Source organism: Escherichia sp. WS33, from assembly GCF_046486385.1.
In the GTDB taxonomy this organism is placed as follows: Bacteria; Pseudomonadota; Gammaproteobacteria; order Enterobacterales; family Enterobacteriaceae; genus ECMA0423.
Window position 1 is genome coordinate 162,927 of sequence record NZ_JBJQLJ010000006.1, and the last position, 23,449, is coordinate 186,375.

At 47.4% G+C, this 23,449-nt stretch carries 24 protein-coding genes and 1 pseudogene; 14 read left to right on the forward strand and 11 right to left on the reverse strand.

From position 1 onward, the window contains the following. Positions 1 to 304: 304 nt before the first annotated feature. The gene (locus ACJHXA_RS07560; protein WP_000439180.1) at positions 305 to 1,507 is read right to left on the reverse strand and encodes an NAD(P)/FAD-dependent oxidoreductase; all 1,203 of its coding nucleotides are present in this window, start codon (positions 1,505 to 1,507) and stop codon (positions 305 to 307) included. Between the two features lie 231 nt (positions 1,508 to 1,738). Here ACJHXA_RS07560 and pitA point away from each other — a divergent pair, with 231 nt between their 5' ends. After that, complete coding sequence (gene pitA / locus ACJHXA_RS07565; protein ID WP_000902780.1) at positions 1,739 to 3,238, forward strand: inorganic phosphate transporter PitA; 1,500 nt, start codon at positions 1,739 to 1,741, stop codon at positions 3,236 to 3,238. Between the two features lie 70 nt (positions 3,239 to 3,308). Here the strand turns inward: pitA and uspB are convergent, their stop codons facing one another. Further along, positions 3,309 to 3,644, reverse strand: a complete 336-nt coding sequence (gene uspB, locus ACJHXA_RS07570; protein WP_000626187.1) for a universal stress protein UspB — start codon at positions 3,642 to 3,644, stop codon at positions 3,309 to 3,311. Between the two features lie 390 nt (positions 3,645 to 4,034). Here uspB and uspA point away from each other — a divergent pair, with 390 nt between their 5' ends. Continuing rightward, the gene (gene uspA / locus ACJHXA_RS07575) at positions 4,035 to 4,469 is read left to right on the forward strand and encodes a universal stress protein UspA (protein ID WP_000323571.1); all 435 of its coding nucleotides are present in this window, start codon (positions 4,035 to 4,037) and stop codon (positions 4,467 to 4,469) included. A 98-nt stretch (positions 4,470 to 4,567) separates the two neighbouring features. Here the strand turns inward: uspA and ACJHXA_RS07580 are convergent, their stop codons facing one another. Continuing rightward, a complete protein-coding gene (locus tag ACJHXA_RS07580) occupies positions 4,568 to 4,621 on the reverse strand; it encodes a hypothetical protein (protein ID WP_212591402.1) in 54 nt (17 codons plus the stop codon). Between the two features lie 165 nt (positions 4,622 to 4,786). Here ACJHXA_RS07580 and dtpB point away from each other — a divergent pair, with 165 nt between their 5' ends. Further along, positions 4,787 to 6,256, forward strand: coding sequence for a dipeptide/tripeptide permease DtpB (gene dtpB, locus ACJHXA_RS07585; RefSeq protein WP_001098647.1), 1,470 nt, complete (start codon positions 4,787 to 4,789; stop codon positions 6,254 to 6,256). A 48-nt stretch (positions 6,257 to 6,304) separates the two neighbouring features. On the opposite strand, the gene rsmJ is transcribed toward dtpB, so the two are convergent. Both rsmJ and prlC read right to left on the reverse strand, forming a co-directional pair. Then, positions 6,305 to 7,057: a 16S rRNA (guanine(1516)-N(2))-methyltransferase RsmJ gene (rsmJ, locus tag ACJHXA_RS07590; RefSeq protein ID WP_000686627.1), complete on the reverse strand. Its 753-nt coding sequence runs from the start codon at positions 7,055 to 7,057 to the stop codon at positions 6,305 to 6,307. Between the two features lie 7 nt (positions 7,058 to 7,064). After that, a complete protein-coding gene (gene prlC, locus ACJHXA_RS07595; protein ID WP_001295214.1) occupies positions 7,065 to 9,107 on the reverse strand; it encodes an oligopeptidase A in 2,043 nt (680 codons plus the stop codon). A gap of 202 nt (positions 9,108 to 9,309) precedes the next feature. On the opposite strand from prlC, the gene rlmJ reads away from it, so the two are divergent. Together rlmJ and gorA are read left to right on the forward strand one after the other, a co-directional pair. Further along, positions 9,310 to 10,152: a 23S rRNA (adenine(2030)-N(6))-methyltransferase gene (gene rlmJ / locus ACJHXA_RS07600; RefSeq protein WP_000954225.1), complete on the forward strand. Its 843-nt coding sequence runs from the start codon at positions 9,310 to 9,312 to the stop codon at positions 10,150 to 10,152. Between the two features lie 71 nt (positions 10,153 to 10,223). Then, positions 10,224 to 11,576, forward strand: a complete 1,353-nt coding sequence (gene gorA, locus ACJHXA_RS07605; RefSeq protein ID WP_000160808.1) for a glutathione-disulfide reductase — start codon at positions 10,224 to 10,226, stop codon at positions 11,574 to 11,576. A 53-nt stretch (positions 11,577 to 11,629) separates the two neighbouring features. On the opposite strand, the gene dinQ is transcribed toward gorA, so the two are convergent. Then, positions 11,630 to 11,713, reverse strand: a complete 84-nt coding sequence (gene dinQ / locus ACJHXA_RS07610) for a damage-inducible type I toxin DinQ (protein WP_001295215.1) — start codon at positions 11,711 to 11,713, stop codon at positions 11,630 to 11,632. A 739-nt stretch (positions 11,714 to 12,452) separates the two neighbouring features. On the opposite strand from dinQ, the gene arsR reads away from it, so the two are divergent. From arsR to arsC, 3 genes are read left to right on the forward strand one after another with little or no spacing between them, the layout of a single operon-like run. Next, positions 12,453 to 12,806 (forward strand): As(III)-sensing metalloregulatory transcriptional repressor ArsR, encoded by a 354-nt coding sequence (gene arsR / locus ACJHXA_RS07615; protein ID WP_000008957.1) that lies wholly within the window; start codon positions 12,453 to 12,455, stop codon positions 12,804 to 12,806. 53 nt (positions 12,807 to 12,859) lie between these two features. Then, the gene (arsB, locus tag ACJHXA_RS07620; RefSeq protein ID WP_000922639.1) at positions 12,860 to 14,149 is read left to right on the forward strand and encodes an arsenite/antimonite:H(+) antiporter ArsB; all 1,290 of its coding nucleotides are present in this window, start codon (positions 12,860 to 12,862) and stop codon (positions 14,147 to 14,149) included. 12 nt (positions 14,150 to 14,161) lie between these two features. Beyond that, entirely contained in the window at positions 14,162 to 14,587 is a 426-nt protein-coding gene (gene arsC, locus ACJHXA_RS07625; protein ID WP_000065786.1) for a glutaredoxin-dependent arsenate reductase, read from the forward strand. 133 nt (positions 14,588 to 14,720) lie between these two features. Here the strand turns inward: arsC and ACJHXA_RS07630 are convergent, their stop codons facing one another. Next, the gene (locus tag ACJHXA_RS07630) at positions 14,721 to 15,017 is read right to left on the reverse strand and encodes an ArsR/SmtB family transcription factor (RefSeq protein ID WP_001175589.1); all 297 of its coding nucleotides are present in this window, start codon (positions 15,015 to 15,017) and stop codon (positions 14,721 to 14,723) included. Positions 15,018 to 15,123: 106 nt separating this feature from the next. Here ACJHXA_RS07630 and ACJHXA_RS07635 point away from each other — a divergent pair, with 106 nt between their 5' ends. The 4 genes and pseudogenes from ACJHXA_RS07635 to ACJHXA_RS07650 all read left to right on the forward strand — a co-directional run bounded on the left by ACJHXA_RS07635 (position 15,124) and on the right by ACJHXA_RS07650 (position 19,426). After that, positions 15,124 to 16,125 (forward strand): permease, encoded by a 1,002-nt coding sequence (locus ACJHXA_RS07635; RefSeq protein ID WP_000100276.1) that lies wholly within the window; start codon positions 15,124 to 15,126, stop codon positions 16,123 to 16,125. A gap of 579 nt (positions 16,126 to 16,704) precedes the next feature. After that, positions 16,705 to 17,823: pseudogene (locus ACJHXA_RS07640) on the forward strand (hypothetical protein). Between the two features lie 353 nt (positions 17,824 to 18,176). Further along, positions 18,177 to 18,743: an outer membrane lipoprotein Slp gene (gene slp, locus ACJHXA_RS07645; protein WP_001057453.1), complete on the forward strand. Its 567-nt coding sequence runs from the start codon at positions 18,177 to 18,179 to the stop codon at positions 18,741 to 18,743. Between the two features lie 152 nt (positions 18,744 to 18,895). Continuing rightward, positions 18,896 to 19,426: a helix-turn-helix transcriptional regulator gene (locus ACJHXA_RS07650; RefSeq protein ID WP_000478621.1), complete on the forward strand. Its 531-nt coding sequence runs from the start codon at positions 18,896 to 18,898 to the stop codon at positions 19,424 to 19,426. A gap of 41 nt (positions 19,427 to 19,467) precedes the next feature. On the opposite strand, the gene ACJHXA_RS07655 is transcribed toward ACJHXA_RS07650, so the two are convergent. From ACJHXA_RS07655 to hdeA, 3 genes are all read right to left on the reverse strand, one after another. Continuing rightward, positions 19,468 to 20,115 (reverse strand): MgtC/SapB family protein, encoded by a 648-nt coding sequence (locus ACJHXA_RS07655; RefSeq protein ID WP_001296814.1) that lies wholly within the window; start codon positions 20,113 to 20,115, stop codon positions 19,468 to 19,470. A 63-nt stretch (positions 20,116 to 20,178) separates the two neighbouring features. Further along, complete coding sequence (gene hdeB, locus ACJHXA_RS07660) at positions 20,179 to 20,505, reverse strand: acid-activated periplasmic chaperone HdeB (protein ID WP_001298717.1); 327 nt, start codon at positions 20,503 to 20,505, stop codon at positions 20,179 to 20,181. 115 nt (positions 20,506 to 20,620) lie between these two features. Beyond that, the gene (gene hdeA / locus ACJHXA_RS07665) at positions 20,621 to 20,953 is read right to left on the reverse strand and encodes an acid-activated periplasmic chaperone HdeA (RefSeq protein ID WP_000756550.1); all 333 of its coding nucleotides are present in this window, start codon (positions 20,951 to 20,953) and stop codon (positions 20,621 to 20,623) included. Positions 20,954 to 21,207: 254 nt separating this feature from the next. Here hdeA and hdeD point away from each other — a divergent pair, with 254 nt between their 5' ends. Beyond that, positions 21,208 to 21,780 (forward strand): acid-resistance protein HdeD, encoded by a 573-nt coding sequence (gene hdeD, locus ACJHXA_RS07670; protein ID WP_000965672.1) that lies wholly within the window; start codon positions 21,208 to 21,210, stop codon positions 21,778 to 21,780. A 798-nt stretch (positions 21,781 to 22,578) separates the two neighbouring features. Beyond that, positions 22,579 to 23,106, forward strand: a complete 528-nt coding sequence (gadE, locus tag ACJHXA_RS07675) for an acid resistance transcriptional activator GadE (RefSeq protein ID WP_000576690.1) — start codon at positions 22,579 to 22,581, stop codon at positions 23,104 to 23,106. On the opposite strand, the gene ACJHXA_RS07680 is transcribed toward gadE, so the two are convergent. Continuing rightward, the gene (locus tag ACJHXA_RS07680) at positions 23,107 to 23,385 is read right to left on the reverse strand and encodes a hypothetical protein (RefSeq protein ID WP_001205333.1); all 279 of its coding nucleotides are present in this window, start codon (positions 23,383 to 23,385) and stop codon (positions 23,107 to 23,109) included. Between the last annotated feature and the right edge of the window lie 64 nt (positions 23,386 to 23,449).

Below are 23,449 nucleotides of genomic sequence, written 5' to 3' on the forward strand. Positions count from 1 at the left end.
CGGATAAAACCAGCGTTGACCATTTGCGTAACGCTGGTTTTTCTTAGGCATCATGAAATAACGCAGCATTAATGCATAGTGGTTAAGGATAAAAAAACAACAAAGTTACTGTTTTTTTCAACCTGTTCATATTTTATAAAGATCTGGCCACTGGGTGAGTTTTCAATCACCTTTCCTTCCACCTTATATTAAGCCTGGAGGGTTTCAGTTCACGGGCTCATTAGAAAATAATCACAAGATAGCCACTATCAAAATTAGCTCATTTTTAATGCGGCTCTAATAATTTTCATCTTTAGGTAACAGGTCAGGACGACTTCGCTGCAATCAAATCCTGCGCACAAGCCCACGCACTCGACCACGCCCACTGGAAGTTATAGCCCCCCAGCCAGCCGGTAACGTCCATCACTTCGCCGATGAAGTACAGCCCAGGCACTTTGCGCGCTTCCATCGTCCGTGAAGAGAGTTCGTTGGTGTCCACGCCGCCGAGCGTCACTTCGGCAGTGCGATAGCCTTCAGTGCCGTTGGGTTGTACGCGCCAGTCGGTCAATGTGCTAATCAGTGCCTGTTGGTCACGCACGTTGAGCTGTTTTAGCGAAACATCCGGGATTTGCCCGAGTTGCTGTAAGCGTTCAACCAACCGCTTCGGTAGATGAACCGCCAGTGTGTTTTTCAGGCTCTGATTCGGATGTGCGTTACGCTGCTCATTCAGGAAGGTTTCGAGATCCACATCCGGTAGCAGATTGATACTGACAAATTCACCCGGTTGCCAGTAGCTGGAAATCTGCAACACCGCCGGTCCAGACAAGCCGCGATGGGTGAAGAGTAAGTTCTCACGGAAAACGATGCCGTTTTCAGCGGTAATCACGGAAGGCACCGCCACGCCCGCCAGCACCTGTAACTCTTCGAGCAACGGTTTATGCAGAGTGAATGGCACCAGACCCGCGCGGGTCGGCAGCACGTTGAGGCCAAATTGTTCGGCAATCTTATAACCAAACGGCGACGCGCCCAGCCCCGGCATTGACAGCCCACCGGTCGCGATGACCAGCTTTTCGCAACCGACAGTCATGCCGTTCAGTTCAAGCGTGAAGCCTGTTTCATCCTTCGCCACACTCAGCACTTCGCTACGCAATCTGAAGGTTACATTGCCCTTCTCGCACTCATCCACCAGCATGTCGACAATCTGCTGCGCGGAGTCATCGCAGAAGAGTTGTCCTAACGTTTTCTCGTGCCAGGCGATGCCGTGTTTATTGACCAGATCAATGAAATCCCACTGGGTAAAACGCGCGAGTGCAGACTTACAAAAATGCGGATTCTGGCTCAGATAAGCGCCTGGTTCGACATAAAGGTTGGTAAAGTTGCAGCGCCCACCGCCAGACATAAGGATTTTGCGCCCTGGTTTTTTACCATTATCGATCAGCAGAACCCGGCGTCCTGCCTGACCTGCCAGCGCAGAACAGAACATACCCGCCGCACCAGCGCCTATAATAATGGCATCAAACCTTTCCACGTTGCGCTCCTCTTAGAAAAAACGGGCGTGAATTGTAAAGATTCCTCAGTGGTCGCACCAGCATCAATATTACTAAAAGGAAGTATTTGCCTGAATTATATAAGATAATTATTTTTTGAGTGAAATCCATACAGGAGGCAAATCAAAAAAAGTCTATATTTCACTTTGCCCGCGCCGCGAAAGTCACTGATAATGCGCCGCGTTCATGTCCTCAAAATGGCGTAACGTCCTATGCTACATTTGTTTGCTGGCCTGGATTTGCATACCGGGCTGTTATTATTGCTTGCACTGGCTTTTGTGCTGTTCTACGAAGCCATCAATGGTTTCCATGACACAGCCAACGCCGTGGCAACCGTTATCTATACCCGCGCGATGCGTTCTCAGCTCGCCGTGGTTATGGCGGCGGTGTTCAACTTTTTGGGTGTTTTGCTGGGTGGTCTGAGTGTTGCCTATGCCATTGTGCATATGCTGCCGACGGATCTGCTGCTTAATATGGGATCGTCTCATGGCCTTGCCATGGTGTTCTCTATGTTGCTGGCGGCGATTATCTGGAACCTGGGTACCTGGTACTTTGGTTTACCTGCATCCAGCTCTCATACGCTGATTGGCGCGATCATCGGGATTGGTTTAACCAATGCGTTGATGACCGGGACGTCAGTGGTGGATGCACTCAATATCCCGAAAGTATTAAGTATTTTCGGTTCTCTGATCGTTTCCCCTATTGTCGGCCTGGTGTTTGCTGGCGGTCTGATTTTCTTGCTGCGTCGCTACTGGAGCGGCACCAAGAAACGCGCCCGTATCCACCTGACCCCAGCGGAGCGTGAAAAGAAAGACGGCAAGAAAAAGCCGCCGTTCTGGACGCGTATCGCGCTGATCCTTTCCGCTATCGGCGTGGCGTTTTCGCACGGCGCGAACGATGGTCAGAAAGGCATTGGTCTGGTTATGTTGGTATTGATTGGCGTCGCGCCAGCAGGCTTCGTGGTGAACATGAATGCCACTGGCTACGAAATCACCCGTACCCGTGATGCCATCAACAACGTCGAAGCTTACTTTGAGCAGCATCCTGCGCTGCTCAAACAGGCTACCGGTGCTGATCAGTTAGTACCGGCTCCGGAAGCTGGCGCAACGCAACCTGCGGAGTTCCACTGCCATCCGTCGAATACCATTAACGCGCTCAACCGCCTGAAAGGTATGTTGACCACCGATGTGGAAAGCTACGACAAGCTGTCGCTTGATCAACGTAGCCAGATGCGCCGCATTATGCTGTGCGTTTCTGACACTATCGACAAAGTGGTGAAGATGCCTGGCGTGAGTGCTGACGATCAGCGCCTGTTGAAGAAACTGAAGTCTGACATGCTTAGCACCATCGAGTATGCACCGGTGTGGATCATCATGGCGGTCGCGCTGGCGTTAGGTATCGGTACGATGATTGGCTGGCGCCGTGTGGCAACGACTATCGGTGAGAAAATCGGTAAGAAAGGCATGACCTACGCTCAGGGGATGTCTGCCCAGATGACGGCGGCAGTGTCTATCGGCCTGGCGAGTTATACCGGGATGCCGGTTTCCACTACTCACGTACTCTCCTCTTCTGTCGCGGGGACGATGGTGGTAGATGGTGGCGGCTTACAGCGTAAAACCGTGACCAGCATTCTGATGGCCTGGGTGTTTACCCTTCCGGCTGCGGTACTGCTTTCCGGCGGGCTGTACTGGCTCTCCTTGCAGTTCCTGTAATCGTACACACCAAAACGAGCGGGTCAGTTTACTGGCCCGCTTTTTTTATGCGTTATTATTGCTGAAGTGCTTAATGCCAAATCATCAATGCAATCAGGCTGACCACCACCAGACCACACAATGCGCTGGTCAGAATAAACTGCCGACGCACCCGCTCACAGCGGCGAATAAATTCATCATCGTGATGATCGCGATAACGTTGGGCATAGATATACCAAACGAGACGCACCTGTTTGTTGGGTTGGCCATGTGAGGTAAAAAAGCCCCCTCCATCAACATATTGATAGAGCAATGGATCGCAGTTACGCAGTACCACTAACAACGCGCGTAGTGATGAGAAATAGCGCGCCATGTTAACAATGCAAACGACACATAAAGCCCAAAATAATGCGACGGTGCTTATCATACCTCCTCCCCGGCGACCTGCCCGCGGAGTTCCACCCCGGGGCTACCGCTCCCGATACGCTGCCAATCAGTTAACACCAGGTCCTGGAGAAACCGCTTTTGTGGTGACCAACATCCGAGCGGCTCTATAGATAGTGTAGGAGATCAGGTTGTTTTTTTTCCAGAAGGTTAACCACTATCAATATATTCATGTCGAAAATTTGTTTATCTAACGGGTAAGCAAGGCGGATTGACGGATCATCCGGGTCGCTATAAGGTAAGGATGGTCTTAACACTGAATCTTTACGGCTGGGTTAGCCCCGCGCACGTAGTTCGCAGGACGCGGGTGACGTAACGGCACAAGAAACGCTAGCTGGCCAGTCATCGACAACTTTATGGAAGGAGTAACACTATGGCTTATAAACACATTCTCATCGCAGTCGATCTCTCCCCGGAAAGCAAAGTTCTGGTAGAGAAAGCAGTCTCTATGGCTCGCCCCTACAATGCGAAAGTTTCTCTGATCCACGTAGATGTAAACTACTCTGACCTATACACCGGGCTTATTGATGTGAATCTGGGTGATATGCAGAAACGCATCTCTGAAGAGACACATCATGCGCTGACCGAGCTTTCCACTAATGCAGGCTACCCAATCACTGAAACCCTGAGCGGCAGCGGCGACCTGGGCCAGGTTCTGGTCGATGCAATCAAGAAATACGATATGGATCTGGTGGTTTGTGGTCACCACCAGGACTTCTGGAGCAAACTGATGTCTTCCGCACGTCAGCTGATCAACACCGTTCACGTTGATATGCTGATTGTTCCGCTGCGCGACGAAGAAGAATAATCATCCCTCCACGACGTGTTCCTGAACGCCCGCATATGCGGGCGTTTTGCTTTTTGGCGCGCCTTGTTACCTGATGCAGCGTAAACCCCTTATCTGGCCTACGATCTGCGTACGCAATCAAAATCTCCTGCCAATACAACATTTAACACCATCATATTTTCCATCATTAGTGTGATCAGCTGGTTATTTTCTGTTGTAATAGTGTATTAATCTATTCACCGCATCAATATTAAGAATCTCTGACAGATGTAAACTTTTTCGCGCGTTATCCCTTACGCGTTCATACTTTTCAGGATGGTATTGGAAGGTTAATAAATATGAATACAACAACACCCATGGGGATGCTGCAGCAACCTCGCCCATTTTTCATGATCTTTTTTGTCGAGTTATGGGAGCGATTCGGCTACTACGGCGTGCAGGGCGTACTGGCGGTTTTCTTCGTTAAACAGCTTGGATTCTCGCAAGAGCAGGCTTTTGTCACTTTTGGTGCTTTTGCTGCGCTGGTCTATGGCCTCATTTCCATTGGCGGCTATGTCGGCGACCACCTGCTGGGGACCAAACGCACCATTGTTCTCGGAGCACTTGTGCTGGCGATTGGCTACTTCATGACCGGCATGTCGCTACTTAAGCCTGACCTGATTTTCATCGCCCTGGGGACTATCGCTGTCGGTAACGGCCTGTTTAAAGCTAACCCAGCCAGCTTGCTTTCGAAGTGCTATCCGCCGAAAGATCCGCGGCTTGATGGCGCATTCACCCTGTTCTATATGTCGATCAATATCGGCTCGTTGATAGCGTTATCGCTGGCCCCTGTGATCGCTGATAGATTCGGTTATTCAGTCACCTACAACCTGTGCGGGGCGGGGTTAATTATCGCATTACTGGTTTACATCGCCTGTCGTGGAATGGTGAAAGACATTGGTTCTGAACCCGACTTCAAGCCGATGAGCTTCAGCAAACTGTTGTACGTATTACTTGGCAGCGTGGTGATGATCTTCGTATGTGCATGGCTGATGCACAACGTAGAAGTCGCCAATCTGGTGCTGATTGTTCTCTCCATCGTCGTCACCATCATCTTCTTTCGTCAGGCATTCAAGCTGGATAAAACCGGGCGCAATAAAATGTTTGTCGCCTTTGTCCTGATGCTCGAAGCGGTGGTGTTTTACATTCTCTACGCCCAGATGCCAACATCGCTGAACTTCTTTGCCATCAACAACGTGCATCATGAAATTCTCGGTTTTTCCATCAACCCGGTCAGCTTCCAGGCGCTTAACCCGTTCTGGGTGGTACTCGCCAGCCCAATACTGGCAGGCATTTACACGCATCTGGGTAACAAAGGCAAAGACCTCTCGATGCCGATGAAATTTACTCTCGGCATGTTTATGTGCTCTCTGGGCTTTTTGACGGCTGCAGCTGCGGGAATGTGGTTTGCGGATGCCCAGGGGCTGACATCGCCATGGTTTATCGTGCTGGTGTACTTATTCCAGAGCTTAGGTGAACTGTTTATTAGCGCCCTTGGCCTGGCGATGATTGCTGCCCTGGTGCCGCAGCATTTGATGGGCTTTATTCTCGGGATGTGGTTCCTGACGCAGGCTGCCGCGTTCTTGCTGGGCGGCTATGTGGCAACATTTACCGCGGTGCCGGACAACATTACCGATCCGCTTGAGACGTTGCCCGTCTATACCAACGTGTTTGGTAAGATTGGTCTGGTCACACTGGGCGTTGCAGTAGTGATGCTGTTGATGGTGCCGTGGCTGAAACGCATGATTGCGACGCCGGAAAGCCATTAATTATTCTTGCAGAAAGCAGGGTAGCGTTATCGCTACCCTGGTTTACTTTTACACTGGCGTACCTGCATAAATATCAAACCTATGCCCTTTAGTGACTACCGCGTTTGGCGTGGCGACATTCGCCAGCGGTGGCGCGTAGTCCGGGCGCTTTACCACCACGCGTTTGGTCGCCAGCAAGCGTGCAGGCTCCAGTAATCCATCGGCATCAAGATCCGGTCCCACCAGCGACTGAAAGACACGCATCTCTTTTTTCACTAGCGCGCTTTTCTGCTTATGCGGGAACATCGGGTCGAGATAAACCACCTGCGGGCGCGGGGTAATATCAGTCAGCGCCGTCAGGCTGGAGGCGTGAATTAACTGCAACCGCTCCTGCAACCAGCCGCCGATTTCCGCATCCGCATAACCACGCGCCAGGCCGTCGTCGAGCAATGCGGCAACGACTGGATTACGCTCCAGCATCCGCACGCGGCAGCCGACTGAAGCCAGCACAAAGGCATCGCGCCCCAGCCCTGCGGTGGCATCCACCACATCCGGCAAATAATCGCCTTTAATGCCCACCGCTTTCGCCACCGCCTCACCGCGACCACCGCCGAATTTGCGTCGGTGCGCCATCGCTCCGCCAACAAAATCAACAAAGATGCCGCCAAGTTTTGGCTCATCACGCTTGCGCAATTCCAGATGTTCCGGCGTTAACACCAGCGCCATCAGGTTGTCTTCATCGTGCTCCAGCCCCCAGCGGACCGCCAGAACAGATAAGGCACCGTCTCCGGTGCCTGTTTCATCAATTAAGCAGATTTTCACTGAATGATCAGCCCTTAATGCCGTAATGCTCCAGCATCGCATCCAGCTGCGGTTCACGACCACGGAAGCGTTTGAACAGATCCATCGGCTCTTCTGAACCGCCACGGCTCAGAATGTTGTCGAGGAACGACTGCCCGGTTTCACGGTTGAAAATGCCCTCTTCCTCAAAGCGCGAGAAAGCATCTGCCGCCAGTACGTCAGCCCACAGGTAGCTGTAGTAACCTGCGGCATAACCACCGGCGAAAATATGGCTGAAAGCGTGCGGGAAACGGCCCCAGGATGGAGACGGTACTACGGCAACCAGTTTCTTGATTTCTGCCAGAGTTTCGAGGATTTTCGCTCCCTGATCCGGGCGGAACTCGGCATGGAGGCGGAAATCGAACAGGCCGAACTCCAGCTGGCGCAGAATAAACAGCGCCGCCTGGTAGTTCTTCGCCGCCAGCATTTTATCCAGCAACTCTTTCGGCAGCGGTTCGCCGGTTTCGTAGTGACCGGAGATAAACGCCAGCGCCTCCGGCTCCCAGCACCAGTTTTCCATAAACTGACTCGGCAGTTCGACCGCATCCCACGGCACACCGCTGATACCGGAAACACCAGCGGTTTCGATGCGGGTCAGCATATGGTGCAGGCCGTGACCGAACTCGTGGAACAGGGTGATCACTTCGTCGTGAGTGAACAGCGCCGGTTTACCATTTACCGGGCGGTTGAAGTTACAAGTCAAATACGCGACCGGTTTTTGCAGCGAACCATCAGCTTTACGCATCTGGCCTACGCAGTCATCCATCCACGCCCCGCCGCGCTTGTTTTCACGGGCATACAGATCGAGGTAGAAGCTGCCGCGCAGTTCGTTATTTTCGTCATACAGTTCGAAGAAACGTACATCCGGATGCCAGACATCAACATCTTTACGCTCTTTAGCGGTGATGCCGTAAATACGTTTCACCACTTCAAACAGGCCGTTAACCGCTTTGTTTTCTGGGAAGTACGGACGCAGCTGCTCGTCGCTGATGCTGTAGAGGTGCTGTTTTTGTTTTTCGCTGTAGTACGCGATATCCCACGGCTGCAACTCATCGACGCCAAATTCCGCTTTGGCGAAGGCGCGCAGTTGTGCCAGCTCTTTTTCGCCTTGCGGACGCGCGCGTTTTGCCAGATCGGTTAAGAAATCCAGCACCTGCTGCGGGTTTTCTGCCATTTTAGTGGCAAGGGATTTAAAGGCGTAGTTTTCAAAGCCCAGCAGTTGCGCCAGTTCGTGACGCAGAGCGAGGATCTCTTCCATCACCTTGCTGTTATCCCATTTACCGGCGTTCGGGCCTTGATCGGAGGCGCGGGTGCTGTAAGCGCGATACATCTCTTCACGCAAGGCCTGGTTGTCGCAGTAGGTCATTACCGGCAGGTAGCTTGGGATATCCAGCGTCAGCAGGTAGCCTTCCAGCTCTTTCGCTTCGGCCTGGGCTTTTGCCGCAGCCAGCGCGCTTTCAGGCATCCCCGCCAGCTCCGCTTCGTCGGTAACGAGTTTGGTCCAGCCCATCGTCGCATCGAGGACGTTGTTGCTGTACTGGTTGCCCAGCTCGGAAAGACGAGTGGCAATCTCACCGTAGCGTTGTTGTTTCTCTATTGGCAGACCGATGCCAGAGAGTTCGAAGTCGCGCAGTGCGTTATCAACCGCTTTTTTCTGAGCCGTGTTCAGCGTGGCGTAATGATCGCCATCGCGCAGGTCGCGATACGCTTTATACAGCCCTTCATGTTGCCCTACCCAGGTGCTGTATTCCGACAGCAGCGGCAGGGTTTGTTCGTACGCTTCACGCAGTTCCGGGCTATTTTTCACCGAGTTCAGGTGGCTGACCGGGGAGAAGATACGCCCCAGCACATCGTCCACTTCCGCCAACGGCTGGCAGAGATTTTCCCAGGTGTACGGTGCTCCTTGCGCTACTACGCGCTCCACATTTTCGCGGCAGTCGTTCAGCGCCTTAGTCACGGCTGGAACGACATGTTCCGGGAGAATTTTAGAAAACGGAGGCAATTCAAAGGGAGTCAGTAACGGATTCGTCATTCGCGCAGTCCTGGTTAAAGAGGTTAAGGAAGCGCTCAACAGGCGCTTTACATAATGTGTGTAGCATGGGGTTAAGTGTAGTGAATTTCAATGAGAAACGTTACGCTTTCGCGGCGGCGGCCTCTTTTCGGTATACTGTCCTGATACGCTTTTGTGCGCCCCGAATACGGGCCGATTTTTACTTACCGGAACACCTTTACCCATGCTCAGTTATCGCCACAGCTTTCACGCTGGCAACCACGCCGACGTCCTTAAACATACCGTTCAGAGCCTGATCATCGAGTCGCTGAAAGAGAAAGATAAACCGTTTCTCTATCTCGACACCCACGCAGGGGCCGGGCGTTATCAGTTAGGCAGCGAACATGCCGAGCGTACCGGCGAATATCTCGAAGGCATCGCCCGTATCTGGCAGCAGGACGATTTGCCCGCAGAACTGGAGGCGTACATCAATGTGGTAAAACACTTCAACCGTAGCGGTCAGTTGCGTTACTACCCCGGTTCGCCATTGATTGCTCGCCAGCTACTGCGCGAACAAGACAGCCTGCAACTGACCGAACTGCACCCGAGCGATTACCCGTTGCTGCGTTCTGAATTTCAGAAAGACAGCCGTGCGCGCGTCGAAAAAGCCGATGGTTTCCAGCAGCTTAAGGCCAAACTGCCGCCGGTTTCCCGCCGTGGTTTAATCCTTATCGACCCGCCGTATGAAATGAAAACCGACTATCAGGCGGTGGTCAGCGGGATAGCAGAAGGTTACAAACGTTTCGCCACTGGTACTTACGCACTGTGGTATCCGGTGGTGCTGCGTCAGCAAATTAAGCGCATGATCCACGATCTGGAAGCGACCGGTATTCGCAAAATTCTGCAAATTGAACTGGCGGTACTGCCAGACAGCGATCGCCGTGGCATGACCGCTTCCGGCATGATTGTGATTAACCCGCCGTGGAAACTGGAACAGCAGATGAATAACGTGCTGCCGTGGCTGCACAGCAAACTGGTTCCGGCAGGCACCGGGCACGCCACCGTAAGCTGGATCGTGCCGGAGTAATTGCAGCCATTGCTGGCACCTATTACGTCTCGCGCTACAATCGCGGTAATCAACGATAAGGACACTTTGTCATGACTAAACACTATGATTACATCGCCATCGGCGGCGGCAGCGGCGGTATCGCCTCCATCAACCGCGCGGCTATGTACGGCCAGAAATGTGCGCTGATTGAAGCCAAAGAGCTGGGCGGCACCTGCGTAAATGTTGGCTGTGTGCCGAAAAAAGTGATGTGGCACGCGGCGCAAATCCGTGAAGCGATCCATATGTACGGCCCGGATTATGGTTTTGATACCACTATCAATAAATTCAACTGGGAAACGTTGATCGCCAGCCGTACCGCCTATATCGACCGTATTCATACTTCCTATGAAAACGTGCTCGGTAAAAATAACGTTGATGTAATCAAAGGCTTTGCCCGCTTCGTTGATGCCAAAACGCTGGAGGTAAACGGCGAAACCATCACGGCCGATCATATTCTGATCGCCACAGGCGGTCGTCCGAGCCACCCGGATATTCCGGGCGTGGAATACGGTATTGATTCTGATGGCTTCTTCGCCCTTCCTGCTTTGCCAGAGCGCGTGGCGGTTGTTGGCGCGGGTTACATCGCCGTTGAGCTGGCGGGCGTGATTAACGGCCTCGGCGCGAAAACGCATCTGTTTGTGCGTAAACATGCGCCGCTGCGCAGCTTCGACCCGATGATTTCCGAAACGCTGGTCGAAGTGATGAACGCCGAAGGCCCGCAGCTGCACACCAACGCCATCCCGAAAGCGGTAGTGAAAAATGCCGATGGTAGCCTGACGCTGGAGCTGGAAGATGGTCGCAGTGAAACGGTGGATTGCCTGATTTGGGCGATTGGTCGCGAGCCTGCCAATGACAACATCAACCTGGAAGCCGCTGGCGTTAAAACTAACGAAAAAGGCTATATCGTCGTCGATAAATATCAAAACACCAATATTGAAGGTATTTACGCGGTGGGCGATAACACGGGTGCAGTGGAGCTGACACCGGTGGCAGTTGCAGCGGGTCGCCGTCTCTCTGAACGCCTGTTTAATAACAAGCCGGATGAGCATCTGGATTACAGCAACATTCCGACCGTGGTCTTCAGCCATCCGCCGATTGGTACTGTTGGTTTAACGGAACCGCAGGCGCGCGAGCAGTATGGCGACGATCAGGTGAAAGTGTATAAATCCTCTTTCACCGCGATGTATACCGCCGTCACCACTCACCGCCAGCCGTGCCGCATGAAGCTGGTGTGCGTTGGATCGGAAGAGAAGATTGTCGGTATTCACGGCATTGGCTTTGGTATGGACGAAATGTTGCAGGGCTTCGCGGTGGCGCTGAAGATGGGTGCAACCAAAAAAGACTTCGACAATACCGTCGCCATTCACCCAACGGCGGCAGAAGAGTTCGTGACAATGCGTTAAATGTTAAAGGGCTAAGAGTAGTGTGCTCTTAGCCCTTAATTACGTTTCCGCTATCAGTTCAGAAGCTGAAGCAGAAAGCGGATCAGTTCCAGCAGCGCAATTAACGCCCCAAGAACGATGATTGCTTTATCAATCACCCGTTTTCTCCATGCGATGGAGTGAGAATGCATCCGCTTACTCATCCACTGCCTGTCACGGCGCATGCCCTATTGTTAGATAATGGCATTCTCACTCCGGCCAGAGCATCAGTTAACGGCACCACCCGTACTTCTGACCAGGACTTTGAAAGCGTTTATGCGCATTACCAGAGTGAAAATGCCTCAGAGCTAACTGGATAATCATACAGTACATTCAGGTTATAAAACCAGCATGTCCTTGCAATAGTTTCAGTATGGTATTAGCATTGATGCGTTAGATAATGGCATTCTCACTCCAGCCAGTGCCACCAACTCAGGGCTGGAAAGTAAAAAACCGACGCAAAGTCGGTTTTTTTACATCCGGATTCGGACAAGGCTTAATATGACGATGACCCAGTGAAAGTATATAAATCGTCATTGCGATATATACCGAAGTGCCCCCTCCGCCAGCTGAAGAAATCGCTAATTCTTGCAATGTTAGCCACTGGCTAATAGTATTGAGCTGTTAGATAAGAACTCTCTCACTCCAGCCAGAGCCACCAACTCAGGGCTGGAAAGTAAAAAACCGACGCAAAGTCGGTTTTTTTACGTCCTGATTCAGACCTCCTTTCAAATGAATAGCCAACTCAAAATTCACACCTATTACCTTCCTCTGCACTTACACATTCGTTAAGTCATATATGTTTTTGACTTATCCGCTTCGAAGAGAGACACTACCTGCAACAATCAGGAGCGCAATATGTCATTTCTGTTACCCATCCAATTGTTCAAAATTCTTGCTGATGAAACCCGTCTGGGCATCGTTTTACTGCTCAGCGAACTGGGAGAGTTATGCGTCTGCGATCTCTGCACTGCTCTCGACCAGTCGCAGCCCAAGATCTCCCGCCACCTGGCATTGCTGCGTGAAAGCGGGCTGTTGCTGGACCGCAAGCAAGGTAAGTGGGTTCATTACCGCTTATCACCGCATATTCCAGCATGGGCGGCGAAAATTATTGATGAGGCCTGGCGATGTGAACAGGAAAAGGTTCAGGCGATTGTCCGCAACCTGGCTCGACAAAACTGTTCCGGGGACAGTAAGAACATTTGCAGTTAAAAATTTAGCTAAACACATATGAATTTTCAGATGTGTTTTATCCGGGAGGCATTATGTTACTGGCAGGCGCTATCTTTGTCCTGACCATCGTATTGGTTATCTGGCAGCCGAAAGGTTTAGGCATCGGCTGGAGTGCAACGCTCGGCGCAGTACTGGCGTTAGTTACGGGCGTGGTCCATCCGGGTGATATTCCGGTGGTGTGGAATATCGTCTGGAACGCGACGGCTGCGTTTATCGCCGTCATTATCATCAGCCTGCTGCTGGATGAGTCCGGCTTTTTTGAATGGGCGGCGCTGCACGTCTCACGCTGGGGTAATGGTCGTGGTCGCTTGCTGTTTACCTGGATTGTCCTGCTCGGTGCTGCCGTTGCCGCCCTGTTTGCCAATGATGGCGCGGCGCTTATTTTGACACCGATTGTCATCGCCATGCTGCTGGCTTTAGGGTTCAGTAAAGGCACTACGCTGGCGTTCGTGATGGCGGCCGGATTCATTGCCGATACCGCCAGCCTGCCGCTTATTGTCTCCAACCTGGTGAATATCGTTTCCGCTGATTTCTTTGGCCTCGGCTTTCGCGAATACGCCTCGGTGATGGTGCCGGTGGATATCGCCGCGATTGTTGCCACGCTGGTGATGTTACATCTCTATTTTCGCAAAGATATTCCGCAGAACTACGATATGGCGCTGCTGAAATCTCCCGCAGAAGCGATCAAAGATCCTGCTACGTTCAAAACTGGCTGGGTTGTTTTACTGCTTCTGCTGGTGGGATTTTTCGTCCTGGAACCGCTCGGCATTCCGGTGAGCGCCATTGCAGCTGTGGGCGCGCTGATATTATTTGTCGTCGCTAAACGCGGTCATGCGATTAATACGGGTAAAGTCCTGCGCGGTGCCCCCTGGCAGATTGTCATCTTCTCGCTCGGCATGTATCTGGTGGTTTATGGCCTGCGCAATGCCGGATTAACGGAATATCTTTCTGGCGTACTCAACGTGCTGGCGGATAACGGCCTGTGGGCCGCGACGCTCGGCACCGGATTCCTCACCGCCTTCCTCTCTTCTATTATGAACAATATGCCGACGGTACTGGTTGGCGCGTTGTCCATTGATGGCAGCACGGCATCTGGCGTTATCAAAGAAGCGATGGTTTATGCCAATGTGATTGGCTGCGATTTGGGACCGAAAATTACCCCAATTGGTAGCCTGGCTACGCTACTCTGGCTGCACGTACTTTCGCAGAAGAATATGACTATCAGCTGGGGATATTACTTCCGTACAGGGATTATCATGACCCTGCCGGTGCTTTTTGTGACGCTGGCTGCGCTGGCGCTACGTCTCTCTTTCACTTTGTAATGAGATATTGATATGAGCAACATTACCATTTATCACAACCCGGCCTGCGGTACGTCGCGTAATACGCTGGAGATGATCCGCAACAGCGGTACAGAACCGACCATTATCTATTATCTGGAAACACCGCCAACGCGCGATGAGCTGGTCAAACTCATTGCCGATATGGGGATTTCCGTACGCGCGCTGTTGCGTAAAAACGTCGAGCCGTATGAGGAACTGGGCCTTGCAGAAGATAAATTTACTGACGATCGGTTAATCGACTTTATGCTTCAGCACCCGATTCTGATTAATCGCCCGATTGTGGTGACGCCGCTGGGAACTCGCCTGTGCCGCCCTTCAGAAGTGGTGCTGGAAATTCTGCCAGATGCGCAAAAAGGCGCATTCTCCAAGGAAGATGGCGAGAAAGTGGTTGATGAAGCGGGTAAGCGGTTGAAATAAAGCGGCGATATCCACTGCCCATAGTTGGTAAAGTGCGCTTTGTTTATGTCGGATGCGACGCTAACGCGTCTTATCCGACCTACAAAACCGTGCAAATTCAATATATGGCATGAAATATGTAGAGCGTAGCGCATCAGGCAATTTTGCTATTTACGCAGCACTCCTCGCGTAAGAATTCAATTATCGCTTCCAGCATTGCGTATTGCGAAACACACATCAGCGTCCGACTCTCACGGTTTTGTTTGACCAGTCCTACCGATACCAGTGCTGATATATGGTGGCTGAGTGTGGAGCCAGGTATCCCAAGCTGCTTTTGCAACTCACCGACCGGCAACCCTTGTTCCCCGGCTTTGACAAGATGTTTAAATATGAACAAACGGGTCGGGTGACCTAGCTCTTTCAGCGCTTTAGCGACTTCTTCCAACTGCATATGACACCCCTCTGTCTGGTTGATATTTCGATAATACCAGAAATATCTTGATCTGAATTTCATTTCGATTATTCTGGAAATATAGATTTATCCAATGAGGTTACGTATGAGTAGTTGGCTTGCGATGCTGCAAGATGCCGCAGAGATGTTTGTGTTTCTCGCCGTCGAGCTTTCGTTGCTGTTTATAGTGATTAGTGCCGGTGTCAGCCTGATAAGACAAAAGGTGCCAGACCATAAAATCCAGCAGATGATGGGGGCCAGAAAAGGGAGAGGCTATCTCCTGGCTGCTCTGTTGGGAGCCGTTACCCCGTTCTGTAGTTGCTCGACAATACCCATGTTACGTGGATTGTTGTCAGCGAAAGCCGGGTTTGGTCCGACTCTCACTTTTTTATTTGTTTCACCATTACTTAATCCCATTATCGTCGGACTAATGTGGATGACCTTTGGTTGGAAAGTCACCTTGTTGTACGCGATTATCGCAGCCGGCGTCTCCGTTCTTGCCAGTATTATCCTGGATTCTCTGGGGTTTGAACGTCATATCATTGCCAGTAAAAGCTCATCAGCAAATTGTTGTGCTCCAGCAAAAACTTCGCCGGGAACGACATATACGCCCATAAAAGTGAGTTGTTGTAGTCCAGCGGCTAAAGCCATTGAGAACCCCGTAGTTACCTGTTGCAGTACCAAAGCTGTAGTAAGTATTAATCCCATAAAACTAGCCACCAAAGATGCGTTGCAACAGTTTAAAGATGTACTGCCATATCTTTTGTTAGGAGTATTAATAGGATCTTTTATTTATGGCTTTATTCCCTCAGCGTGGATTGCCGCTCATGCAGGAGCAGATAATCCCTTCGCCATCCCATTAAGCGCCGTTGTCGGTATTCCGCTGTATATCCGGGCTGAGGCAGTTATCCCTCTGGCATCTGTTCTGATGACAAAAGGAATGGGTCTGGGAGCATTAATGGCATTAATCATCGGCAGTGCCGGCGCAAGCCTGACGGAAGTGATATTACTTAAATCAATGTTCAGAATGCCGATGATAGCTGCATTCCTGACGGTTATATTAGGTATGGCTATCTTGATGGGCTATTTGACTCAATTGCTATTTTAAATAGATGCCAGCAGTAAACTATAAGATGCATAGTTAGTGCCATATCCTTCTAAGTAGAAAATCATAGACAGGATAATCCTTAAAAATCACAAATGATTTAACTAATGCATTGAGAATGATGACGGCTCGGTCAACAAGTCATCAACAGACAATAACCACGTAATCATGCTTCTCTGACATTTTATCGGAGAAGCAATGACTCTTTGTCTCAGTACCCTCCTCCTTTTTAAAAGGCAGATTTCAGTCGCTAATACAACACATTTTTAAATACACTTTAACCTGGTTCATTATTACACATCTAAAACATCACAAAAATATTACTTCACACACTATCGGAGAACAAAATAACTTTTTAAAATGAGCGCTTTTTGATAGTTGTTAACGTTTTCCTTTACGATACTATCACTGCCTTTTTTTATACACAAATATTACCGGGTGGAAATGAAAGGGAATTTAAAGGTAATTATATCAGGAAGATATAACGCATTATATTTATTGTGTGTAGAAGAAAATCCATTCCTGTTCTAATTATCCAATTTAAAAACCTTAGCATAAAACAGATGATGAATAAGGAATGTTATGTCAATTGACTTTACCCCAGGTATAATAAATACATATCACGGCGATATTTATAACTGCACAACAAATACCGATAATGTTAAAACGCCAGACACATCGAAGTGGCCTTGTGATAATTGGGAAGAACAACAACCCATTAATTCCACATTCTCTGGAGAAGGATACAACCCTGAACAATTTGATTTAGCGCAACAACAACTCCAACAAATTAATGCATGCCACACGAACACCACATATACAAATGCAGACTACTCAAAAGTTGTGGTTCAACTTGTAAGTCTTATTAATAACATTGAAACGATAAGTTCGACACCACTTACGCAACAGACACAATCAATACTTAATCAGATTCATAACATTAGATATGAAAAAAAAAACAAAAGTGCTGAATGTCGAATCATTGTTGTCGCTAATCCTAAACCCGACAAGGCAATCATAACTAAAATTAGCGTAGAAGAGGGAATACCCATAACATTCAGTGTCCAAACCATGTTTTCAGATACTAATTTTATTGCTGAACAACGAGCTGACTTACCAACTAATATAAAAGATATTCAAAGCCTGTATCAAAAAATGACGAAGTTATATATTGAGCACAGTGAAAATAAAAACAGGATGAAAGTCTTTGCCGGAACCAACTTTATTGATTTCAATATGACAGGACAGAACCTGTCCGGGTTCGTTCTAACCTTGTCAAGGTTTTATTTCGAAGATCTACTTAATATAAATTTCACTGACGCAAATTTAGGTGACACTATTTTTTACATAAAGAACACCCTACCCCCAAATTATATAAAGATGGACAATATCTTGACAAACAAATCGAAGGTTTATTTTCAACATTATTAACCATTAATGACAACTTTTTACGAGCAAAAGCGGAAATTGCTTCGACAATAATTAAATTTTTAGAGGCTAGGATAACCAATCTTTCATACAATGACATATTAACATATCAGCAAGAATTCCAAAAACAATGTTATAAGCAAGTTAAAGCCTTTGCGACACTCTCTCGATACAATAAAATTCAAACATGGGCAGAAATGTCTGAATATCAGTTCGAAGTATTTCAATACGAGACGCTTAACCCCAAAAAAATGTCACACACGCCTTATTTAAAGAGGCCACTTCCTAATGAAAAAGATATAAATTATGGGGTGGAAATAGAAATACCATCTGGCAAAAGAATTCGCTTATCAAATCATTATCAGAATATAATACCATAATATTGATTATTAGCACTTTATAATTATTGAATAAAAATAGATTTTATGTAATTTTAAAACAAAGGGTTATATTATTGGGCGATGGATACTCATACCACGCCCCAAAATAACGGAATTGAACTAAACAGAAGGGATATAAACATCAGACAGGTTTACGTTACTATCAGGCATATCACCTCAGAATCAGATGAAAACTATAAAGAAATATCTATTATGGTTTTAATATTTGTTGATAAGGATAGTAACATGAACATGACAAAAGGTGCACTCATCCTCAGCCTTTCATTTTTGCTTGCCGCATGTAGTTCAATTCCGCAAAATATCAAAGGCAATAACCAACCTGATATTCAAAAAAGTTTTGTTGCTGTTCATAACCAGCCGGGGTTATATGTTGGTCAACAAGCGCGCTTTGGTGGGAAGGTTATCAACGTTATCAATGGCAAAACGGATACGTTGTTAGAAATCGCTGTATTACCGTTGGATAGCTATGCGAAGCCTGATATTGAAGCCAACTATCAGGGCCGACTGCTCGCCAGACAAAGCGGCTTCCTTGATCCAGTGAACTATCGTAATCACTTTGTTACCATCCTCGGTACCATTCAGGGTGAACAACCAGGCTTTATCAATAAAGTCCCGTATAACTTCCTGGAAGTGAATATGCAGGGCATCCAGGTGTGGCATTTGAGAGAAGTGGTTAATACCACCTATAACCTGTGGGATTACGGCTATGGTGCATTCTGGCCGGAACCGGGCTGGGGTGCGCCTTACTACACCAATGCGGTGAGTCAGGTAACACCTGAGCTGGTCAAATAACACCACCGAAAGATGCAGATGCTTTCTCAGCATCTGCATCATGTATTACATAAAATTAATATACAGTAAGCTAACTATTATTATAAGCCCTGTCCTGTTAATTACCTTTGGCAAACTGATTATAAAGTTAATGTCCGCACCAGGAGTCGGTTATGTTTCTTATAATTACCAGGGATACGATGTTCTTCACCGCGATGAAAAACATTCTGAGTAAAGGTAATGTCGTTCATATACAGAACGAAGAAGAGATCGACGTAATGTTGCATCAGAATGCCTTCGTCATTATTGATACATTAATGAATAATGTATTTCATTCTAATTTTCTCACTCAAATTGAACGATTAAAACCTGTCCATGTGATTATTTTCTCCCCCTTTAATATTAAACGCTGTCTGGGGAAAGTACCGGTGACCTTTGTTCCGCGGACTATCACTATCATTGATTTTGTCGCACTCATCAATGGCAGTTACTGCTCTGTGCCTGAAGCGAATGTGTCACTTTCGCGCAAGCAACATCAGGTTCTGAGCTGCATTGCGAATCAAATGACAACGGAAGATATTCTGGAGAAACTGAAAATATCGCTAAAAACGTTCTACTGCCATAAACACAATATCATGATGATCCTCAATCTTAAGCGGATCAATGAGCTGGTACGCCATCAGCATATTGATTATCTGGTGTGAATTTCAGGCTTACGGTGAGTCTGGCTACGCTGCCACACAGATTAGCTAATTGAAACGCCTTTCACCCCTGCCATACCTTTTAATAATCGCAACAGGTCTTCTATCGACGTTGTGGCATGAAGCTGGATATCAATGGCGACCACTTCATGATCTTCATTTTCCTGCAACGAAACTAAATCCGTTTTTATTTTTTGCTGCTTAAACCAGTCGAGCATTGATACCGTATTACCGTTCACTAATGTCAGCTGTAAATGGTAATTTTTGTTCATCAGGCGGAAGGTTAATTGATGGAAGACTTCCAGCACCAACAAGGTCATCACTGAACCATAAATACCCAGTTCGTACATACCGCTGCCAATAACCATACCTATGGCGGCGGTCACCCAGATATCCGCTGCCGTCGTCAGACCTACAATATTTTGGTTACGAACGAGAATGTTACCTGCACCGATAAACCCGACGCCCGTCACCACCTGAGCAGCAATACGGCTGGGGTCGAGTCCGACGTGATCTAAAGACAGCACGTCAGCAAAACCATATTTCGAAACAATCATAAACAGGGCGCTTCCCATGCCAATTAATACATGTGTGCGTAACCCTGCTCCTTTGCCGCGCATTTGCCTTTCCATGCCAATAGCGCCACAGGCAATTGCCGCGAGTATAAGACGTATAATAAATTCTGCTGTCATATAAAAATGCAAAAAGGAGCAGCAAGATGGCTCAACTTGCTACTCCTTTTTACTTGTACCTCATTAATTCGGCAAGTCATTAGATGCTTGATTTTTGAAGGTATACAAATTTTTCTGCGGGTTTTTCTTACAGTATTCGATCACTTTAGGAATTTGAGTGAGATCGGTTTCATTTAAAGTAACGGTATCGCCACCTTTATATACTGTTTCTTCATGCAGCATCCACCATGCAACCGGGGTCATTGCTTTTGGATTCAGATCAATAAATTCCTGGCAGGTCATATCTTTAGCGGATTCATTGGCTGCCAGCGCAGATTGTGCGTTCACCAGTGACAAAGCCGCTACAGCGCCCATAAAAATAAACGCTTTACGGAGAGATGAAATATTCATTTTGTAACCCATTCAATATAGAGATTATATATGAACAGGAGGAATAGCTGCTTTTAAAGAAGATATTCCGGCCTGTTCAATATGCAAGGAAGTACGATGTAACGCATTCCCGGAATTACATATCTTTCTTAATTTTGTCCCATTCGCCTTTAACTTTATCTTTAAAGTTGGCTTGTTTATCCTGAGTACAAGCCTGAACGATAGCTGGGGTTACGGTTGCAATACCCTGAACATCTAAAACCGCATCTTCTGGTTTATCTTTGTTGTTCAGCGCTTCAGCAAAACCAACTGCAGTTGGCTGGAAGGATTCGTCCACAGCCAGGAAATCTTCACAGGTCCAGGAGTTGACCGGTTTTTTGTTATCAGCTGCTTTTTGCGCATCCGCTGCATTGCTTACAACTGGCAGAAGAAGCAGACCACCAAGAATAACGCCTAATACTTTTTTCATCGTAATATCCTCAACTATAAAGTGAAAGAGCCGTCACGAATCAATTTCGACACTGAGGTTATAACCTGGTTTTCTGTATATGTCATGTTGATAGAAAATATCAAAATCAGATATTTTTATTTCAATACAATGAGTTACAGATGCATCAGATACTGTAATTAGGAAATTTTTATTAAATCGACTGCATTCTTAGACGCGTTTTTGGCATAGATTGATAGCAGGGGATTTTCTTCTTAATTTTATAGGGTGGTTCTATGTTATATATAGATAAGGCAACAATTTTGAAGTTTGATCTGGAGATGCTTAAAAAACATCGCAGAGCAATCCAGTTTATTGCCGTGCTGTTGTTTATCGTCGGGTTGCTGTGTATCAGTTTCCCGTTCGTCTCTGGCGATATTTTAAGCACAGTAGTGGGTGCATTATTAATCTGCTCGGGCATTGCGCTTATTGTCGGGTTATTCAGCAACCGCAGTCATAATTTCTGGCCGGTATTATCCGGTTTCCTCGTCGCAGTCGCCTATTTATTGATCGGCTATTTCTTCATCCGCGCACCGGAGCTGGGCATTTTTGCCATTGCGGCATTTATTGCCGGTTTGTTCTGTGTTGCAGGGGTTATTCGCCTGATGAGTTGGTATCGTCAGCGTTCAATGAAAGGCAGCTGGCTACAGCTCGTTATTGGTGTGCTGGATATCGTCATTGCCTGGATATTCCTTGGTGCAACGCCGATGGTGTCTGTAACGCTGGTTTCCACACTGGTGGGAATTGAACTGATATTTAGCGCCGCCAGCCTGTTCAGCTTCGCCAGTTTGTTCGTTAAGCAGCAATAATTATCCCGGTTGTCACCCGGATCATAGTCACTTGATGTGACTATGATCCGATTAATACTCTCTCCGCTACGCAGCGTTGTAGATCAATTGCGCACTATCATTGAAATAATTACCTGCTAGTGATTATTTCAACCTACTGAATTTCATCTAATTTTTTTCACTCCATGGCAAATTAGCCATTTCAAACATTATCATGGCTGATATTTTCCGTAGTCAGGTTTAATGTTTTAAAAGTGCAGTGGGAAAGTGAACAAAGAGTTCCGTAAGCGTTGATGCTATGGGCGGTTAAATAAGTAATCCGGGTTCATTTTTTTGCAACTGGCATTGATTACATTGCATAAATATCCGTGTCTCCAGACGCTATATAAAAACCTGAAGACATGAATGCGTTATTTACTCAGGTAATTTCAATGCGTTAAAAGAAAGCTGGCAATCCAATTGCCAGCTTAAGTCGAAACAAGGAGACTCGATATTTAAATCGGATTACATTTTAACTTTAGTAATATTCTTCAGAGATCACAAACTGGTTATTGATAACTTATTCTTGGGCAGTAATCCGCAAACGTTAACTTTTTGTTTACTGTTTACAAACTGATAACAACCAGGAATCTTACTTAGGATCAATATATGGAGTGCGTGATGGATAAATCTGAAGTATTGATTAGTGTTAATAGACGTATTAGTTCACGAAGGGCAAAGTTCTTATAGGCGTTTACTATATTGAACAACGATTCGGACAAGGATGTAAATAATGAAAAGGATGACATGTTCGAAACGATAACGGCTAAGGAGCAAGTTATGATTTTTCTCATGACGAAAGATTCTTTTCTTTTACAGGGCTTTTGGCAGTTGAAAGATAATCACGAAATGATAAAAATCAATTCCCTGTCAGAGATCAAAAAAGTAGGCAATAAACCCTTCAAGGTTATCATTGATACCTATCACAATCATATCCTTGATGAAGAAGCGATTAAATTTCTGGAGAAATTAGATGCCGAGAGAATTATTGTTTTGGCACCTTATCACATCAGTAAACTAAAAGCTAAAGCGCCTATTTATTTTGTTAGCCGCAAAGAAAGTATCAAAAATCTTCTTGAGATTACTTATGGTAAACACTTGCCCCATAAGAATTCACAATTATGTTTTTCACATAATCAGTTCAAAATTATGCAACTGATTCTGAAAAATAAAAATGAAAGCAATATCACGTCGACGCTCAATATTTCGCAACAAACATTAAAGATTCAGAAATTCAACATTATGTACAAGCTGAAACTAAGACGTATGAGCGACATCGTCACCCTGGGTATCACATCTTATTTTTAGTCAGGACATAAGCAACTGAAATTGATGGCTGGCATGACGAGGGATGCAGATGCTGATTTCATTACCCCCGGTGATTACTAAAGGAGAGGCTAAAACGACTTTATTCCCCTGGTATGTGTATCCACCAGTAGAACCCTTCGTTGCCCGAATGCTGGCAGGAACTGTTGGCAGAACGGCAACATTTTTTTTGTCGTTGACCTCACCATGTCGATCACTATACCTGTATCCCACCTTACTGGCTGACAACCCCACTATGCCGCTGGTCTGTAAATCCCTCATATCTCTCCTCGCGCGCAATTTAAAGAACCGTTATTTCTCAAGAATTTTCAGGGACTAAAATGAA